Source organism: Bacillus sp. RC251, assembly GCF_044908765.1.
Classification (GTDB): domain Bacteria; phylum Bacillota; class Bacilli; order Bacillales; family Bacillaceae_G; genus Bacillus_A; species Bacillus_A wiedmannii.
Genome location: NZ_JBIYDP010000008.1, coordinates 1 through 19,472, shown reverse-complemented (window position 1 = coordinate 19,472; position 19,472 = coordinate 1). Strand labels below are relative to the sequence as shown.

The following is a 19,472-nucleotide window of genomic DNA, read 5'->3' as shown; positions in this document are numbered from 1 at the left end:
TGGAAAATGCTAATTCCAATCATAGCATATACAATAGGTTGTTTTTTACTATAAAAATTACTTTTTTTGAAAAAAATAGCTCAACATTACAATTTACCATTGTAATGTTGAGCTATTTACTCTTTTTATCCCTCTTATAGAGGACAATTCATGTATTAATTGCAGCATTGCTAAATCTTTCTGTTTACTTTCAATCATAATATCGAAATTATGGTTGATTTTTTTTGCAATGTGTAAGAAAGGCTTAATAAACTCTAAATCAATATATTCAGAGTGAGCCCTAAATTCTTTTTTTGATTTAGGGGAGGAAATGTGAACTTTAGGAGGGACATTTGTATGTGACCAAGTTTCAAAAATTGCAGGGAGTAATACTTCTAGCGGTTCTTCGCAAAGGTTTGCCATGTGATGATGATAATCAAATACGAATGGAATCTTTTCTTTTTGGCAAATCGATAAAGTTTCAGCAGTTGTATATGTTTTATCATCATTTTCAAGCGTCATTTGCTCTTTTATATGTGCAGGAAGTTTTTTTATGTTTTCATGGAAACGTCCAACCGCCTGTTCTTTATTTCCATAGGCACCACCTACATGGATGTTAATATAAGAAGAATCTGCAATTCCTATTGCATCTAATATTTTATAATGATAGGCCATATCTGTAATAGCGTTAGTTGTAATATGTGGCTTGTCGCTTGTAAATAGCGTAAATTGATTTGGATGAAAACTTACTCGTAAATTGTGTTCTTTAATTAATGCCCCAATTTTACGCCAAAGCGGTGTAAATGCCCCGATATAATCAAACTCGACTTCGGGATGCGTTGCAAGTGGGACGATGGAAGAAGATAAGCGATATAATGGAATTTCATGCGCTATATTGTAATGAAGAATACGTATTGTATGCTCGAGATTTTGCCGTGTAACATCGTATAATTTATCTTCTCGTTCTTGTTTATTAAGCTTTTGAAAGCTTGTAAATGTCATCGTTTTAGCCGGAGAACAGTCCCAGAGTGCCATTGCATGCGAGACATATCCGAAACGCATAATCATAATGAATACATCTCCTTTATCCATTATCTTTCCTATAGAAAGAAAGCAAGTATCGTTCCTACCCATTCTTTTCCCCTATCAATAAGAGAATGCGGGCTAACATCTTTAAAGGAAAGTAATGACGCATTTTCTAGATCTTCATGGAATTTGTTTTTTACTGTTTGTATAAAATGTTTATCATATAAAAGGCAGTTGATTTCATGGTTAATATATAAACTTCTCATATCAAAGTTTGCAGTTCCAATATCACAAATATAATCATCGACTATAATAACTTTAGCGTGAAAAAAACCTTGTTGAAATGCGTAAATATTACACCCAGCTTGTATTAACTTTCGGCAATATGGGAATTTTGCTTCGCGAACAAGGGCGTGATCCGCTTTTTCTGGAACGAGAACCGTGATTTGGACCCCACGTTTTCGCGCTTTTAATAATGCATTCATAATTTTCTTCCCAGGAATGAAATATGGTGTACCGATAAAGAGTTCTTTTTCCGCACTTTCGATTAAATGTAAAAATGTATTTTGCAAATAGGCACCATCAGTAGGGATAAAACGATGTAGAATGATTCCTGGTTGTTGCTTAGGAAAATAAAGAGGTGAATCTAATAAATTTTGGTTCGTATCGTCGAGCCAATCATGTAAAAATTGCTTTTGTAAATCTTGTATTCCTTCTCCTGTAAGGCGTAAATGATAATCGCGCCATAATCCTAATTTTTGATTATGCCCTAAATATTCTTCTCCAATATTAAACCCACCAATATAACCAATTTTCCCGTCAATAACTGTAATTTTTCTATGGTTTCTTTGATTTGCAGAAAAGAACGGAAAAGGAAATTTCACTTTATGACAAAATGAAAAAGAGACGCCGTGTTTTTGTAGGGAACGAATTGCCTCGTTTGATAAATAATGGCTTCCCAATCGATCGAGTAAAAGTCTTACTTTAATTCCTTCCTGTGCCTTATCGATAAGTAACTTTAAAAATTCACGACTGATTTTATCGTTTTTTACAATGAAGAATAAAACGTGCACATGGTGCTTTGCTTGTTGTATATCAGTAAATAAAGCATCATATAAATCTTGCCCGTATGTATAAAGGTGAAAATTACTTTGACGTAAAGGGAAAGTACGAGAGCGCACACGCTTTAAATGAAGAATCCTCCCATATAAAAGGTCAATTGTGATCCAAAGAGTAACGCATATTAACAAGAGAGATAAGAAGAACATAAGTGAATTCCCTCCTTTGCATTCTTTTCGCCTTCATTTTACTGGCTGCCCGGAAAAACCCGATTGGCTTCACCTTATCCCATATTAAGGGGCGGTAAGCCTCCTACTTAAAAATTAGGCTTACTTAAAGGAATCAGGCGAGAGGAAACAACCCCCTACGAATTAAAGTTTCACTTTATAGTTTCACCGAAATAAACAGCTTTATTAAAAAATATGTTGTTGTATAACAAAAAACTGTTGACTGAATGCTCACTCATTATATAATGAAGACAGGGGATAAAATTCAGAAAATTATATGTTTTTGAAGATTCTAAAAAAGAAAGAGGGCTTACAAAGAGAGGGGTAGCATAAAAATGAATAGCTTACTGATCATTAATTGGCTGGCTGCCATTGCTGTTATTGCTTATGCGGGATATTTGTTTGTGTATCTTATACGGACGAGGATGGCCTACATACAGTTAGGAAAAAAGATTGAATTTGACCGTCGTTTTAAAGAGCGTTGGGATCTCCTTAAGGTCAATGTTTTCGGTCAGAAAAAGCTGCTGAAAGATAAGAAGAGCGGCATTATTCACGTTATGTTCTTTTACGGATTTATTCTTGTCCAATTTGGAGCAATTGACTTCGTTTGGAAAGGACTCGCACCAGGATCACATCTTCCACTTGGACCACTATATCCTGCATTTACATTCTTCCAGGAAATTGTCACACTTGTTATTTTAATTGCAGTCTTTTGGGCTTTTCATAGACGTTATGTTGAGAAGCTAGTTCGTTTAAAACGTAATTTCAAATCAGGCCTTGTTCTTATCTTTATTGGTGGCTTAATGATTTCTGTGCTACTTGGTAATGGGATGGGAATTATATGGCACGGCGAGGAGCTTTCATGGAGTGAACCAATCGCTTCTGCAATCGCTTACGTTTTCTCGGGAATAAATGAAACCGCAGCCATTTCTGTGTTCTATTTCTCTTGGTGGGTGCATCTACTAATTTTGTTAACGTTTTTAGTGTATGTTCCACAATCAAAACACGCGCATTTAATTGCGGGACCAGTTAACGTTTTCTTCGGACGTCTTTCAAATCCAGGGAAACTTGAAAAGATTGACTTTGAAGATGAAACGCAAGAAACATTTGGTGTTGGTAAAATCGAAGACTTTAGACAAAATCAGCTTATTGATTTATACGCTTGCGTAGAGTGTGGTCGCTGTACAAATATGTGCCCGGCAACAGGGACAGGGAAAATGTTATCTCCGATGGATTTAATTTTAAAACTTCGCGATCATTTAACTGATAAAGGAGCAGCAGTGACATCAAAAGCACCGTGGGTTCCAGTAGTTGCTTTTAATAATACACAAGGAAATCAGTTAGCGATGATGGCAGCTGGGAAAGGGCAACAAGAATCAGCAGCTACAACGCTTGCTTACGATCCGAGTTTAATCGGAGATGTTATTACAGAGGAAGAGATTTGGGCTTGTACAACGTGCCGTAACTGTGAAGATCAGTGTCCGGTTATGAATGAGCATGTTGACAAAATTATTGATTTACGCCGCTATCTCGTTCTAACAGAAGGAAAGATGGACGCGGAGGCGCAGCGTGCGATGACAAATATCGAGCGTCAAGGGAATCCGTGGGGACTGAACCGTAAAGAGCGTGAAACTTGGCGCCAAGGTGATGATGAAGTAACGGTTCCAACTGTAAAAGAAAAATCGAAAGCTGGCGAGGAGTTCGAATATTTATTCTGGGTTGGTTCAATGGGATCATATGATAATCGTAGTCAGAAGATTGCGATATCGTTTGCGAAGTTAATGAACGAAGCAGGCATTTCATTCGCGATACTTGGTAATAAAGAAAAGAATTCTGGAGATACACCGCGACGTCTTGGAAATGAATTTGTCTTCCAAGAAATGGCGACAAAGAATATCGAGGAATTTGAAAAAGCAGGAGTGAAGAAAATCGTTACGATTGATCCTCACGCTTATAACACATTTAAAAATGAGTATCCAGACTTTGGCTTGCAAGCAGAAGTCTATCATCATACAGAATTGTTAGCTCAGTGGGTGAAAGAAGGGCGCTTAAAACCTGTTCACGCTATTGAGGAAACAGTTACGTACCATGATTCCTGTTACTTAGGAAGATACAACGAAGTATACGAAGCGCCACGCGATATTTTGAAAGCAATTCCTGGTGTGAATCTTGTAGAAATGGCACGTAACCGTGAAACCGGAATGTGCTGTGGCGCAGGTGGTGGCTTAATGTGGATGGAAGAGACGGCAGGTTCACGTATTAACGTTGCTCGTACAGAACAAGCACTAGCTGTAGAGCCATCCATTATCGGTACAGGTTGTCCATATTGCTTAACGATGATTAGCGATGGGACGAAAGCGAAAGAAGTAGAAGAGAAGGTTCAAACTCTTGATGTAACAGAGATTTTAGAACGCTCTGTTATTGGACAGAAGAAAGAAGCGATGTAATCTGCAAGCATGAATACAACTTTAGAGAGAGGTGCAATCGTTGCACCTCTTCTCAACGTAAGAACACCGAGCGAGCGCTCGGTGCTAAAAAAAGAGATGGGGGAAATTGATATGAGTAAAACAGTTATTTTAAGTGCTGCAAGAACACCGGTTGGGAAATTTGGAGGATCTTTAAAAGACGTGAAGGCGACAGAACTTGGGGGAATTGCAATTAAAGCAGCGCTTGAGAGAGCAAATGTTTCTGCTAGTGATGTTGAGGAAGTTATATTTGGAACGGTTATTCAAGGGGGGCAGGGGCAAATTCCATCGCGCCAAGCTGCGAGGGCTGCTGGAATCCCTTGGGAAGTACAGACGGAAACAGTGAATAAAGTTTGTGCATCAGGGCTTCGTGCGGTTACGTTAGCGGATCAAATTATTCGTACTGGCGATCAATCACTAATTGTAGCTGGCGGTATGGAGTCGATGAGTAACAGTCCTTACATTTTACGAGGTGCAAGATGGGGATACAGAATGGGGAACAACGAAATCATCGATTTAAACGTTGCTGACGGCTTGACATGCGCATTTTCAGGTACACACATGGGTGTTTATGGCGGAGAAGTTGCGAAGGAAGATGGAATCTCTCGCGAAGCGCAAGATGAATGGGCATATCGTAGCCATCAGCGTGCGGTTTCAGCGCATAAAGAAGGACGTTTTGAAGAGGAAATCGTGCCAGTAACGATTCCGCAAAGAAAAGGCGATCCTATTGTCGTTGCAAAAGATGAGGCGCCACGCGCGGATACAACGATTGAAAAATTAGCGAAATTAAAACCTGTATTTGATAAGACGTCGGCAGTGACAGCGGGTAATGCTCCTGGACTAAATGATGGCGGTGCTGCGCTCGTATTAATGAGCGAAGACAGAGCAAAGCAAGAAGGAAGAAAGCCATTAGCGACAATTTTGGCACATACAGCAATTGCAGTGGAGTCTAAAGATTTCCCAAGAACGCCAGGTTATGCAATTAACGAATTGTTGAAAAAAACAGGCAAGACAATTGAAGATATCGATTTATTCGAGATTAATGAAGCATTTGCAGCGGTAGCAATTGCAAGTACAGAGATTGCAGGAATTGACCCAGATAAATTGAATGTAAACGGCGGCGCAGTGGCAATGGGACATCCAATTGGAGCAAGTGGAGCGCGTATTATCGTTACACTTATCCACGCACTGAAGCAGCGCGGCGGTGGAATTGGAATTGCTTCTATTTGTAGCGGTGGCGGTCAAGGTGACGCAATTATGATTGAAGTTTGTTAATTTACGTGTAGGTGATTTTTGATTTATTAACATTTTATATTAAGGGGGAAGAAAGAATGGGTGTGCAAAAAATAGTTGTAATTGGTGCAGGGCAAATGGGTTCGGGAATCGCACAAGTATGTGCAATGGCAGGATATGATGTGAAGGTACAAGATTTAAAACAAGAGCAATTAGACAGAGGATTGGCTATTATTACGAAAAACTTAGCGCGTCAAGTAGAAAAAGGGCGCATGAAGGAAGAAGAAAAGGAAGCGACGTTAAATCGCCTTACAGTAACGCTTGATTTAGATTGTGTGAAGGAAGCGGATCTTGTTATTGAAGCGGCTGTTGAGAAAATGGAAATTAAAAAGAAAATTTTCGCGAATCTAGATGAAATCGCTCCAGAACACGCAATTTTAGCGACGAATACGTCCTCTCTACCAATTACTGAAATTGCAGCAGTAACGAAACGCCCAGAAAAAGTAATTGGCATGCATTTTATGAATCCAGTTCCAGTTATGAAACTTGTTGAAATTATTCGTGGTTTAGCTACAGATGATGAGGTGTATGAAACAATTGAAGATATTACGAAAAAAATCGGGAAAGTGCCAGTTGAAGTAAATGATTTCCCAGGATTTGTATCGAACCGTATTTTATTACCGATGATTAACGAAGCGATCTATACGTTATATGAAGGTGTAGCGACGAAAGAAGCGATTGATGAAGTAATGAAACTAGGTATGAATCATCCGATGGGACCACTTACATTAGCTGATTTTATCGGTTTAGATACATGTTTATACATTATGGAAGTGTTGCATGAAGGATTAGGAGATAGTAAATATCGCCCATGTCCATTATTACGCAAGTATGTGAACGCAGGATGGTTAGGACGTAAAACAGGCCGTGGTTTCTACGTTTACGAATAAAGTCCTCCTTTTATTAAAATAGTGGTCTTACCAAATTATTAAAAAGATATATAGCAAACGGAGGCGGAGTACATGAACTTTCATTTTACTGAAGAGCAACAAATGATGAGGAAAATGGTTCGAGATTTTGCGCAGAAGGAAATAGCTCCCTTTGTTCCTAGTATGGAACAAGGGGTGTTCCCGAAAGAGATTTTGCAGAAGATGGGTGAGCTTGGACTAATGGGTATTCCAGCGCCTGCAAAATATGGCGGGGCAGAAATGGATTTTATTTCTTACATTTTAGCAATTGAGGAAATTTCAAAGGTAAGTGCAACGGTTGGTGTAATTTTAGCTGTACATACGTCAGTTGGAATGAACCCGATTTTATATTTTGGAACAGAAGAACAGAAGCAGAAATATGTTTCTAAACTTGCGACTGGTGAATATTTAGGTGCATTTGCATTAACAGAACCAAATGCAGGATCAGATGCAGGGAGTTTGAAATCAAGAGCTGTAAAGAAAGGCAATCACTACATTATTAATGGATCGAAAGTGTTTATTACAAATGGCGGTGAAGCAAGTACATACATTGTATTCGCTTCTACAAATCCAGAGGCAGGAAAAAGTGGGATTTCTGCATTTATAGTAGAGAAAGATACACCAGGCTTAGTTATCGGCAAAGATGAGCATAAAATGGGACTTCTTGGTTCTCGCACGGTACAACTTACGTTTGAAGATATGAAAGTGCCGGCAGAGAATTTGCTTGGTGAAGAAGGACAAGGATTTAAGGTGGCAATGGCGAATTTAGATGTTGGACGAATTGGAATCGGAGCGCAGGCATTAGGAATCGCGGAAGCGGCGCTTGCATGTGCCATTGATTATGCGAAAGAGCGTGAGCAATTCGGCAAGCCAATTGCGGCGCAGCAAGGAATCGGATTCAAACTTGCAGATATGGCGACTAGTGTAGAAGCAGCGCGATTACTTGTATACAGAGCGGCATCGCTAAGAGCGCAAGGATTACCATGCGGTAAAGAAGCTTCTATTGCGAAATTATTCGCTTCTAAGACGGCTGTTGAAGTTGCGATTGAAGCGGTGCAAGTATTTGGTGGTTACGGTTATACGAAAGACTATCCGGTAGAACGATTTTTCCGTGATGCGAAAATCACGCAAATATATGAAGGAACGAGTGAGATACAGAAACTTGTTATTAGTCGAGCTTTATAAAAGGACAAGGGGGAGACGGAAATGCATTTTAAACTATCAGAAGAACATGAAATGATAAGAAAAATGGTTCGGGATTTTGCTAAGAACGAAGTAGCACCGACGGCAGCTGAGCGTGATGAAGAAGAGAGATTTGATCGTGCACTATTTGATCAAATGGCAGAGCTTGGTTTAACCGGCATTCCGTGGCCTGAAGAATACGGTGGAATTGGAAGCGATTACTTAGCGTATGTAATTGCTATCGAAGAATTATCTCGTGTTTGTGCTTCAACAGGTGTAACGCTGTCTGCACACACTTCACTTGCTGGTTGGCCAATTTTTAAATTTGGAACGGAAGAACAAAAGCAAAAGTTTTTACGACCGATGGCAGAAGGAACGAAAATTGGTGCATACGGTTTAACGGAACCAAGTTCTGGTTCAGATGCTGGCGGAATGAGGACAACTGCGAAACGAGATGGAGACCATTACATTCTAAATGGATCGAAAATCTTTATTACAAATGGCGGTATTGCTGATATTTATGTTGTTTTCGCGTTAACTGATCCCGAATCGAAGCAGCGTGGTACGAGCGCGTTTATTGTGGAAAGTGATACACCAGGATTTTCAGTTGGGAAGAAGGAAAGCAAGTTAGGGATTCGCTCTTCACCAACAACTGAAATTATGTTCGAAGATTGCCGTATTCCTGTAGAGAACCTACTAGGGGAAGAGGGGCAAGGATTTAAAGTTGCGATGCAAACATTAGATGGCGGCCGTAATGGTATTGCCGCGCAAGCAGTCGGTATTGCGCAAGGCGCTTTAGATGCGTCTGTAGAATATGCAAGAGAGCGTCATCAGTTTGGGAAACCTATTGCGGCGCAGCAAGGAATTGGCTTTAAACTTGCAGATATGGCAACGGATGTGGAGGCGGCGCGTCTTCTAACATACCAAGCGGCTTGGCTTGAATCGGAAGGGCTTCCGTATGGGAAAGAGTCAGCGATGTCAAAGGTATTTGCAGGCGATACAGCGATGAAGGTGACGACTGAAGCGGTACAAGTATTTGGTGGTTACGGTTATACGAAAGATTATCCAGTAGAGCGTTATATGCGCGATGCAAAGATTACACAAATATATGAGGGAACACAAGAGATTCAAAGGCTTGTAATTTCTCGTATGTTAACGAAGTAGGAGCAAAGGCGTAGGTATTTTCCTACGCTTTTTCCTTCCAAAAAATAATAGAGAGAGGTGAAGGGGATGGTTAAACATAATGTACATGCGTCCGTGAAAGATGAAAAATTAGTTGCGTTAAGACGTGAACAAATGATTAAAGGTGCGGTGCAATTGTTTAAGCAAAAAGGGTTCCCACGTACAACAACGAGAGAGATTGCGAAGGCGGCTGGGTTTAGTATTGGAACACTTTATGAGTACATTCGTACAAAAGATGATGTTTTATATTTAGTTTGTGATAGTATTTATGAACATGTAAAAGAAAGATTAGAGGAAGTAGTGTGTACAGAGAAGGGAAGTATAGAAAGCTTAAAGATAGCGATAAAGAATTATTTTAAAGTGATGGATGAATTGCAAGAAGAAGTATTAATTATGTATCAAGAGGTACGTTTTTTACCGAAAGAATCACTCCCATATGTATTAGAAAAAGAGTTTCAAATGGTCGGAATGTTTGAGAATATTTTAGAGCAGTGTACAGAAAATGGGACATTTACATTAAATAAAAAAGAGATACAGCTTCTTGCACATAACATTTTCATACAAGGACAAATGTGGGGATTTAGACGTTGGGCCCTGCAAAAACTGTATACGCTTGAAGAATATACAGAAATGCAAATTAGGTATGTACTGCAAGGAGCGCATATGTTTCCGAAATAAGGAATAGACAAATTATAATTTTATTATCATATTAAAGTTTCCCGTTTTTTTTGTAGCATATTTGTGCGACTTTTGTTTATAATGAATAGTATGGATTTTTTTAAGCAGACCGTTATATATAAGGTTATATTTGAAGAAAGGAAGTGCCGCATAAGTGAATTTTAAGCAATATTCACCAGAAGAGCTAAAAGAATGTTCAATGATTGAAGTTGTACATAGCGTTTTAGGGGATAAAAGACAAGCAACGACATTCAACGAGTTGGTTCGAGAAATCGCTCAAGTGCTGGGACTATCTCAAGAGCAAGTTAATGCGAAACTCGCACAATTTTATACAGATTTAAACATCGATGGACGTTTCATTAATTTAGGAGAAAATCGTTGGGGACTACGTAGCTGGTACCCATATGAGCAAATTGATGAAGAAATCTTACCTCAGCCAAAACCGAAGAAGAAACGTAAAGTTGAAGAGGACGGTTTTGACGACTACATCGAAGAAGATGAAGACTTCGACGATGCAGACGCAAATGAAGAAGAGGTAGAAGATTTGGACAAGGTTCTTGAAGAAGAAGACGGAGACGACGATGATCTTGATGATTTAGATGAAGATGATGACGATGACTTCGCCGAAGAAGAACTTGAGTACGATGAAGCTGAAGCTGAAGAAGAAGAAGAGGAAGAACTGTAGTTCTTGACTTTTCATTATCGTCCATGTAGAATCATTTTTGGGCTCTTTAAAAAAGGACGATAATACTTTTAAAGTGTAAATATAAAAGAAAATTGCTCCCTACTTATTACTTTATGTGATGAGGGGAGCAATTTTCTTTTTTGTTTTTTGTTTAGAAAATAAAAAGAGTCTAACAATAAGATAGATACAGTGTTATCTACATACGTTGCGCTTTGCAACGGTGATTATATAACAGCAAAATAGGAGGGAGCTTTTTCATGACTAAGTATATTTTTGTAACAGGCGGTGTAGTATCGTCTTTAGGAAAAGGTATTACAGCAGCATCTCTTGGAAGACTTTTAAAAAATCGTGGTTTAAACGTAACGATTCAAAAGTTTGATCCATACATTAACGTAGACCCAGGGACTATGAGCCCATACCAACACGGTGAGGTATTCGTAACAGATGATGGTGCAGAAACTGATTTAGACCTTGGTCACTATGAGCGTTTCATCGACATCAACTTAAACAAATACAGCAACGTAACAACAGGTAAAATTTACTCTTCAGTTCTTCAAAAAGAGCGTCGTGGTGAATACCTAGGAGGAACAGTTCAGGTTATTCCTCACATTACTAACGAAATTAAAGAGCGTGTATACCGTTCTGGTCGCGAAACAAACGCGGACGTTGTTATTACAGAAATCGGTGGAACTGTTGGTGACATCGAGTCTCTACCATTCTTAGAAGCAATCCGTCAAATTAAGAGCGACATCGGTCGTGACAATGTAATGTACATTCACTGTACGTTAATCCCGTACTTAAAAGCAGCGGGTGAAATGAAAACAAAACCAACGCAACATAGCGTTAAAGAGCTTCGCAGCTTAGGTATTCAACCAAATATTATCGTTGTTCGTACAGAATTGCCTGTTTCTCAAGATATGAAAGACAAGCTTGCATTATTCTGTGACATTGATACAAAAGCAGTTATCGAAGCACGCGATGCAGATACTTTATATGCGGTTCCATTATCTCTTCAAGAGCAAAATATGGACCAAATCGTTTGCGATCACTTAAAATTAGACAATCCAGCTGCAGATATGACAGAGTGGACTGCGCTAGTTAATAAAGTACGTAACCTTTCTAAGAAAACAAAAATTGCTCTTGTTGGTAAATACGTAGAACTTCAAGATGCATATATTTCTGTTGTAGAAGCACTTCGTCATGCGGGTTATTCATTCGACACAGATGTAGAAGTGAAATGGGTAAACGCTGAGCACGTAACACCAGAGAACGTACAAGAATTAGTTGGTGACACAGATGGTATCCTTGTACCTGGTGGATTCGGCGATCGTGGTGTAGAAGGTAAAATCGTTGCAATTCAATATGCTCGTGAAAACAAAGTTCCATTCTTAGGAATTTGCCTAGGTATGCAACTTGCATCAATCGAATTCGCACGTAACGTATTAGGATTAGAAGGAGCTAACTCTTCTGAAATTAATCCTGACACACCTTATGCAATCATTGACTTATTACCAGAACAAAAAGATGTAGAAGACTTAGGTGGCACACTTCGTCTTGGTCTATACCCATGTAAGCTTGCTGAAGAAACAAATGCTTACAATGCTTACAACGAGCCGGTTGTATATGAGCGTCATCGTCATCGTTATGAGTTCAACAATCAATTCCGTCCGGATATGGAAAAAGCAGGATTTGTATTCTCTGGTACAAGCCCAGACGGTCGTCTAGTTGAAATCATTGAATTAAAAGACCACCCTTGGTTCGTGGCAGCACAGTTCCATCCAGAACTTGTATCTCGTCCAAACCGTCCACAACCATTGTTCCATGACTTCGTAAGTGCTTCTATTACGAATAAAGAGAGCAAGTAATAAAAAAAAAGCGCCTGAAATAGGGCGCTTTTTTTAATATTCATTTAACATTTCATCGATTGTAAATTTGATCCCATGATATGCAAATAAAGCTATCATTAAACTTGGGAATCCGTAGCGATTGCCTTCATCGTCTGGAATAAGGCCTTTTAACAGCTTAGTATCAATATGTACATCTGTATATTGTTCTAGTGATTCAGTACCTTCTTGAATAGCAGAGATGCCGACAATAGAGTGTCCATCAGCTTGAAGTTTTTTTGCCATTGCTACAACTTCTTCATCTGTTGAAAAACGGCTAATAAGAAGTACACGGTCTGCAGAAGTTACTTCTACTTCTTTACCATTTTCAAATAATCGTTTTGCTTGCTTCATTGGCTCAGCACCGAATAATGCTTCAGCGACAACGCCCTCCATTTCATTTGTACCATGTAAATAAATGAAACCGTCGCCAACTAATGCTTGAGCAAGTAGACGGGCGCTATCTTCTATATTCATTTCTTCTTTTTGAGAAACTCTGGAGAAATAACCACTTAATTGAGTTGAAAAAATTTTTAACATAATGTTACTCCCTTTCGTACGTGTTTACCGGCTTTCATTATAGTTTATTTTTTTAGAAAGGTGAAATCGAAGGGTAGCATAACAAAATAGGAAACGGTAAAATAAGAAAGAATAGGAAGGGATTTGCCAAAGAATAGCGAAAATTAATCGTTAAGATATAAGAAGCTTTAAATCTTGTATTTACACAGAAAGGTTGGGAGTTATGGAAGGTAAAATTTTAATCGTTGATGATCAATATGGCATTCGTGTGTTATTACATGAAGTGTTCCAAAAAGAAGGTTATCAGACATTCCAAGCAGCGAATGGATTTCAAGCTTTAGATATCGTGAAAAAAGATAATCCAGATTTAGTAGTGTTAGATATGAAAATTCCAGGTATGGATGGTATAGAGATTTTAAAACATGTAAAGGAAATTGATGAGAGTATTAAAGTAATTTTAATGACTGCTTATGGAGAGCTTGATATGATCCAAGAAGCGAAAGATTTAGGAGCTTTAATGCACTTTGCTAAACCGTTTGATATTGATGAGATTCGTCAAGCGGTGAGAGAACAGCTTGCTGTAGAGGCGTAAAAAATGAATTTTTTATAAAAAATATGGAAAAAAGCGTTTACATGGACTATTGAGCAGGTGAATACGGTTGAGTTTTTGAGTACAAGTTGTTATCCTATTGAGTGTAGAAAAAAGTCCGGTATGTAAATATACATATTTTACCTTATTCTGGTCATACTACCAGCGATAAGAACTTATCGGATACAAAAAACGTTTTTTAGGAGGATTCACCATGCCTTTAGTTTCTATGAAAGAAATGCTAAACACAGCACTAGAAGGAAAATACGCAGTTGGTCAATTCAACATGAACAACTTAGAGTGGACTCAAGCTATCTTAGCTGCTGCGGAAGAAGAAAAGTCTCCTGTAATCCTAGGTGTATCTGAGGGTGCAGCTCGTCATATGACTGGTTTCAAAACAGTTGTAGCTATGGTTAAAGCTTTAATCGAAGAAATGAACATCACTGTTCCTGTAGCGATTCACCTTGACCATGGTTCAAGCTTCGAAAAATGTAAAGAAGCAATCGATGCAGGTTTCACATCTGTAATGATCGACGCTTCTCACCACCCATTCGAAGAAAACGTTGAAACTACTAAAAAAGTAGTAGAATACGCACACGCTCGTAACGTATCTGTTGAAGCTGAGCTTGGAACAGTTGGCGGACAAGAAGACGACATCATCGCTGAAGGCGTAATTTACGCTGATCCAGCAGAGTGTAAGCACCTTGTTGAAGCAACAGGTATCGATTGCCTAGCTCCAGCTTTAGGTTCTGTACACGGTCCTTACAAAGGTGAGCCTAACTTAGGATTCGCTGAAATGGAACAAGTTCGTGACTTCACTGGCGTACCTTTAGTATTACACGGTGGTACTGGTATCCCAACTGCTGATATCGTAAAAGCTATTTCTTTAGGTACTTCAAAAATTAACGTAAACACTGAGAACCAAATTGAGTTTACAAAAGCTGTTCGTGAAGCATTAAGCAAAGACCAAGAAGTTTACGATCCTCGTAAATATATTGGACCTGGCCGCGAAGCTATTAAAGCAACTGTTGCTGGTAAAATGCGTGAATTCGGTTCTAACGGTAAAGCGTAAGAATAAAATTCCGTTTTGGAAACCGTCTAGTCTTTTAGACGGTTTCCTTTCGTTGTATAATGAAAGCGTGAACAAGTCTAAAGATTTTTATCATTTTGTTTTTGAAATAGAAAATAATGTGCATAGTCCTATTAATAAATGTGATAATGTATCTAAATTGATAATGTAAATTCGATGAATAGTTAATCTTTATCTATTCGTACTACGGGAGAAATGAAGATAATGGTTTCCTATTTATTGAGTGTTAGGGTGGAAAGAGTGATTGAGATTCTTAAGGGGAGCTTTCTATAAGGATATAGAAAGTAAATACATTCATAAGAAGGGAGCTCAATATGGAAAAATTGCTAATTGAAGGCGGAAGAGCTTTAAATGGAACAATTCGAGTGAGTGGTGCAAAGAACAGCGCCGTTGCACTAATTCCAGCGACAATTTTAGCAGATACTCCAGTAACTATTGGTGGTGTCCCTAATATTTCGGACGTGAAAATGTTAGGAGACTTGCTAGAGGAAATTGGAGGAAGAGTAGCTTATGGACAGGAGGAAGAGATGATAGTCGATCCTTCTAACATGGTTGCAATGCCTTTACCGAATGGAAAAGTGAAAAAATTGCGTGCTTCTTATTATTTAATGGGTGCGATGCTTGGCCGTTTTAAAAAAGCTGTTATTGGGCTTCCAGGTGGATGTCATTTAGGACCGAGGCCTATTGATCAGCATATTAAAGGATTTGAAGCATTAGGTGCACATGTTACGAATGAACAGGGTGCGATTTATTTAAGAGCAGATGAATTGCGCGGGGCACGTATTTATTTAGATGTTGTTAGTGTAGGAGCTACAATTAATATTATGCTAGCAGCTGTGCGAGCGAAAGGTAGAACTGTTATTGAAAACGCAGCGAAAGAACCAGAGATTATTGATGTAGCTACATTGTTAACAAGTATGGGTGCACGCATTAAAGGTGCGGGCACAGATGTAATCCGAATTGATGGTGTGGATTCACTGCACGGTTGTCACCATACGATCATTCCGGATCGTATTGAAGCGGGTACGTATATGATTTTAGGAGCTGCATCAGGAGGAGAAATAACGGTTGATAATGTGATTCCTCAGCATTTAGAGTCAGTTACAGCGAAGTTAAGAGAAGCTGGTGTCCAAGTTGAAACGAACGATGACCAAATTACAGTGAACGGTAATAGAAGGTTAAAAGTAGTTGATATAAAAACGCTTGTATATCCAGGATTCCCAACAGATTTACAACAACCATTTACAACGCTTTTAACAAAGGCGCACGGAACGGGTGTTGTAACGGATACGATTTACGGCGCACGCTTTAAACACATTGATGAATTACGTCGTATGAATGCACAAATTAAAGTGGAAGGTCGTTCGGCAATTGTAACTGGTCCTGTTTTATTGCAAGGCGCAAAAGTGAAAGCAAGTGATTTGCGAGCTGGAGCGGCTCTTGTTATTGCAGGGTTAATGGCGGATGGAATTACGGAAGTAACCGGACTTGAGCATATTGATCGAGGTTATGAAAATATAGTAGACAAGCTTAAAGGTCTTGGCGCAAATATTTGGCGAGAACAAATGACAAGCCAAGAAATTGAAGAGATGAAGAACGCATAAGTGATACTTCCGCAAGGGGGAAGCGAAGCATCACTACTTGCGGAAGTATACTTTGTAGAGAAACACGGTTCACAAAATACGGCAGAAATATAAAGACTTAAAGGAGAGGGATTATCGTGGAAAGAAGTTTATCTATGGAGTTAGTACGTGTAACAGAGGCTGCAGCATTATCATCAGCGCGTTGGATGGGGCGCGGGAAAAAGGATGAGGCAGACGGTGCAGCAACATCAGCTATGCGTGATGTATTTGATACAATCCCGATGAAAGGTACAGTTGTAATTGGTGAAGGCGAGATGGACGAAGCACCAATGCTGTATATCGGAGAGAAATTAGGTACAGGATATGGACCACGTGTAGACGTTGCGGTTGATCCTTTAGAAGGGACAAACATCGTAGCAGCTGGTGGATGGAATGCTCTTGCTGTTATTGCAATTGCAGATCATGGTAATTTGTTACATGCTCCTGACATGTACATGGATAAAATCGCGGTTGGCCCAGAAGCGGTTGGGGCGGTCGATATTGATGCGCCTATTATCGATAACTTACGTGCGGTTGCGAAAGCGAAAAATAAAGATATTGAAGATGTTGTAGCGACAGTTTTAAACCGTCCACGTCATCAAGCGATTATCGAAGAAATTCGTAAAGCTGGTGCTCGTATTAAATTAATTAACGATGGCGATGTGGCTGGAGCAATTAACACTGCATTTGATCGCACAGGTGTAGATATTTTATTCGGCTCTGGTGGAGCACCTGAGGGTGTATTAGCAGCAGTTGCATTAAAATGTTTAGGTGGAGAAATCCACGGAAAGCTTCTGCCTCAAAATGAAGCTGAATTAGCTCGTTGTAAAAAAATGGGTATTGAAGACATAAATCGTATCCTTCGCATGGAAGACTTAGTAAAAGGTGACGATGCAATCTTTGCGGCAACAGGCGTAACAGACGGAGAACTATTACGCGGCGTTCAATTTAAAGGTAGCGTAGGAACAACACAATCCCTTGTTATGCGTGCAAAATCAGGCACAGTACGCTTCGTAGACGGACGTCATAGCTTGAATAAAAAACCAAACTTGGTTATTAAATAAAAAGTGGAAGCGGCTCGTTCAGAATCGCAGGGTATTGGAACTCTCGACCTTGAAGCGCTTTTTGCTTCGAGCGAGAGAGTGAAATGACCGGAGATTCTAGCCGCTGGAACTGGATTAAATAAAAGTGGAAGCGGCTCGTTCAGAATCGCAGGGCATTGTAGCTACTGACCATTCTAGTTACTGGAACTAGGTTAAATAAAAGCGAAGACAAATTTTCTTGTCTTCGCTTCTTGTATTTGTGTTTCAACGTATTGATTAAAACTAGATAAAAGGGTTACAATAGTGAATATTACCCTACTTGAACTTATTGCCTTTCATTATTAATTATTTGCCTTCCGTATTTTTTCCCTTTACCCATGTGAAAAGAGAATAACGTTAAAGTGTGGTGTCTGAATGAATTTGTCAATTGCAGCATTAGAAAACATGAAATTAAAAGAGTTATACGAGCTTGCGAAAGAATTTAAGATTTCGTATTATAGCAAATTAACGAAAAAAGAGTTAATCTTCGCTATCCTAAAAGCTCGAGCAGAAAAAGAAGGTTTCTTCTTCATGGAAGGCGTATTAGAAATTATTCAATCAGAAGGATTTGGATTCCTACGTCCTATCAACTATTCTCCAAGCTCAGAAGATATTTATATCTCAGCTTCGCAAATTCGTCGTTTCGATTTACGTAATGGAGACAAGGTTTCTGGTAAAGTACGACCTCCGAAAGAAAATGAACGCTATTTTGGATTATTACAAGTTGAAGCTGTAAACGGAGATGATCCAGAGTCAGCAAAAGAGCGTGTGCATTTCCCTGCATTAACACCATTATACCCAGATCGCCAAATGAAATTGGAAACGGAACCGAAAAAGTTACCGACACGCATCATGGATTTAATCGCACCAGTTGGATTTGGACAACGTGGTTTAATTGTCGCGCCTCCAAAGGCTGGTAAAACAAGTCTATTAAAAGAAATCGCACACAGTGTTACAACAAATCACCCGGAAGCTGAATTAATTGTACTTTTAATTGATGAGCGTCCAGAGGAAGTAACAGACATTGAACGTTCTGTTAAAGGAGATGTTGTAAGCTCTACTTTTGATGAAGTGCCAGAAAATCATATTAAAGTAGCGGAACTTGTGTTAGAACGTGCAATGCGTCTTGTAGAGCACAAAAAAGATGTTATCATTTTAATGGATAGTATTACCCGTTTAGCGCGAGCTTACAACCTTGTTATTCCGCCAAGTGGTAGAACATTATCGGGTGGTATCGACCCAGCTGCCTTCCATAGACCGAAGCGTTTCTTTGGAGCTGCACGTAATATTGAAGAAGGCGGTAGCTTAACGATTTTAGCAACAGCGCTTGTTGATACAGGATCTCGTATGGACGATGTAATTTACGAAGAATTTAAAGGAACTGGAAATATGGAACTTCACTTAGATCGTTCATTAGCTGAGCGTCGTATCTTCCCGGCAATTGATATTCGCCGTTCTGGTACACGTAAAGAAGATCTATTAATTCCGAAAGAACATTTAGACAAGCTATGGGGTATTCGTAAAACAATGCGTGATACACCAGACTTTGTCGAAGGTTTCTTACGTAAACTTCGTCAAACAAAGACAAATGAAGAATTTTTACAAAACATTGTTGCAGACTCAAAAAGATATGTAACAACTAAGTAAAGGGAAAAGATTGGGACTCGCTTATTTTGTGGTAAGCGAGTTTTTTATGTTTTTTTAAGGGAATATTAGAGAGAGTAATATATGGGAAAAATTTTATTTTTTGAGATGAAAATTATATTTGGGTCGAGAGTTTGAAGTGTCCCGGATTCTGAACGAGCTGCTTGCGCTTTTAATTATATCCAGCTTCAGCGGCTAGAATGGTCGGTGGCTTCGCGTCTTCCTACGAGGTAAAAAGCGCCTCTACGTCAGAAGCTCCATCCCCCTCCTATTCTGAACGAGCTGCTTGCGCTTTTAATTATATCCAGCTCCAGCGGCTAGAATCTCCGGCCATTTCGCTCTCTCGGTCGAAGCAAAAA

Annotated in this window: 16 protein-coding genes; 13 read left to right on the top strand and 3 right to left on the bottom strand. The window is 39.2% G+C overall.

What is annotated here, in order from left to right:
• Positions 1–93: 93 nt before the first annotated feature.
• Both uvsE and cls read right to left on the bottom strand, forming a co-directional pair.
• Positions 94–1,047 carry a UV DNA damage repair endonuclease UvsE gene (gene uvsE / locus ABH961_RS21120; RefSeq protein ID WP_048542874.1) on the bottom strand — a complete coding sequence of 318 codons (954 nt, stop codon included), beginning with the start codon at positions 1,045–1,047 and terminating at the stop codon, positions 94–96.
• A 32-nt stretch (positions 1,048–1,079) separates the two neighbouring features.
• Positions 1,080–2,273: a cardiolipin synthase gene (gene cls / locus ABH961_RS21115; RefSeq protein ID WP_098075917.1), complete on the bottom strand. Its 1,194-nt coding sequence runs from the start codon at positions 2,271–2,273 to the stop codon at positions 1,080–1,082.
• A 353-nt stretch (positions 2,274–2,626) separates the two neighbouring features.
• Here cls and ABH961_RS21110 point away from each other — a divergent pair, with 353 nt between their 5' ends.
• The 8 genes from ABH961_RS21110 to pyrG all read left to right on the top strand — a co-directional run bounded on the left by ABH961_RS21110 (position 2,627) and on the right by pyrG (position 12,549).
• Entirely contained in the window at positions 2,627–4,738 is a 2,112-nt protein-coding gene (locus ABH961_RS21110) for a (Fe-S)-binding protein (RefSeq protein ID WP_048542718.1), read from the top strand.
• Positions 4,739–4,747: 9 nt separating this feature from the next.
• Positions 4,748–6,031 carry an acetyl-CoA C-acetyltransferase gene (locus ABH961_RS21105; protein WP_098048735.1) on the top strand — a complete coding sequence of 428 codons (1,284 nt, stop codon included), beginning with the start codon at positions 4,748–4,750 and terminating at the stop codon, positions 6,029–6,031.
• Between the two features lie 56 nt (positions 6,032–6,087).
• Positions 6,088–6,939: a 3-hydroxybutyryl-CoA dehydrogenase gene (locus ABH961_RS21100; protein WP_048542712.1), complete on the top strand. Its 852-nt coding sequence runs from the start codon at positions 6,088–6,090 to the stop codon at positions 6,937–6,939.
• 72 nt (positions 6,940–7,011) lie between these two features.
• On the top strand, positions 7,012–8,142 hold the full coding sequence (locus tag ABH961_RS21095; RefSeq protein WP_048542710.1) for an acyl-CoA dehydrogenase: 1,131 nt from the start codon (positions 7,012–7,014) through the stop codon (positions 8,140–8,142).
• Between the two features lie 21 nt (positions 8,143–8,163).
• Entirely contained in the window at positions 8,164–9,303 is a 1,140-nt protein-coding gene (gene acdA / locus ABH961_RS21090) for an acyl-CoA dehydrogenase AcdA (RefSeq protein ID WP_000545531.1), read from the top strand.
• A 66-nt stretch (positions 9,304–9,369) separates the two neighbouring features.
• Positions 9,370–9,999, top strand: a complete 630-nt coding sequence (locus tag ABH961_RS21085; RefSeq protein WP_048542708.1) for a TetR/AcrR family transcriptional regulator — start codon at positions 9,370–9,372, stop codon at positions 9,997–9,999.
• 154 nt (positions 10,000–10,153) lie between these two features.
• Positions 10,154–10,684 carry a DNA-directed RNA polymerase subunit delta gene (gene rpoE / locus ABH961_RS21080; RefSeq protein WP_048542705.1) on the top strand — a complete coding sequence of 177 codons (531 nt, stop codon included), beginning with the start codon at positions 10,154–10,156 and terminating at the stop codon, positions 10,682–10,684.
• Positions 10,685–10,941: 257 nt separating this feature from the next.
• Positions 10,942–12,549 (top strand): CTP synthase, encoded by a 1,608-nt coding sequence (gene pyrG, locus ABH961_RS21075; protein ID WP_000170450.1) that lies wholly within the window; start codon positions 10,942–10,944, stop codon positions 12,547–12,549.
• A gap of 33 nt (positions 12,550–12,582) precedes the next feature.
• On the opposite strand, the gene ABH961_RS21070 is transcribed toward pyrG, so the two are convergent.
• Positions 12,583–13,107 (bottom strand): DUF2529 domain-containing protein, encoded by a 525-nt coding sequence (locus tag ABH961_RS21070; RefSeq protein ID WP_000912405.1) that lies wholly within the window; start codon positions 13,105–13,107, stop codon positions 12,583–12,585.
• 202 nt (positions 13,108–13,309) lie between these two features.
• Between ABH961_RS21070 and spo0F the strand changes: the two genes are divergently transcribed.
• The 5 genes from spo0F (at position 13,310) to rho (ending at position 19,116) form a co-directional block, all read left to right on the top strand.
• Positions 13,310–13,678 (top strand): sporulation initiation phosphotransferase Spo0F, encoded by a 369-nt coding sequence (spo0F, locus tag ABH961_RS21065; RefSeq protein ID WP_000398593.1) that lies wholly within the window; start codon positions 13,310–13,312, stop codon positions 13,676–13,678.
• Positions 13,679–13,889: 211 nt separating this feature from the next.
• Positions 13,890–14,747, top strand: a complete 858-nt coding sequence (locus ABH961_RS21060) for a class II fructose-bisphosphate aldolase (RefSeq protein WP_048542703.1) — start codon at positions 13,890–13,892, stop codon at positions 14,745–14,747.
• Positions 14,748–15,079: 332 nt separating this feature from the next.
• On the top strand, positions 15,080–16,369 hold the full coding sequence (gene murA / locus ABH961_RS21055) for a UDP-N-acetylglucosamine 1-carboxyvinyltransferase (protein WP_000413258.1): 1,290 nt from the start codon (positions 15,080–15,082) through the stop codon (positions 16,367–16,369).
• Positions 16,370–16,485: 116 nt separating this feature from the next.
• Positions 16,486–17,451: a class II fructose-bisphosphatase gene (gene glpX / locus ABH961_RS21050; protein WP_000442336.1), complete on the top strand. Its 966-nt coding sequence runs from the start codon at positions 16,486–16,488 to the stop codon at positions 17,449–17,451.
• Positions 17,452–17,844: 393 nt separating this feature from the next.
• The gene (gene rho, locus ABH961_RS21045; protein ID WP_001053898.1) at positions 17,845–19,116 is read left to right on the top strand and encodes a transcription termination factor Rho; all 1,272 of its coding nucleotides are present in this window, start codon (positions 17,845–17,847) and stop codon (positions 19,114–19,116) included.
• The last annotated feature ends 356 nt before the right edge of the window (positions 19,117–19,472 follow it).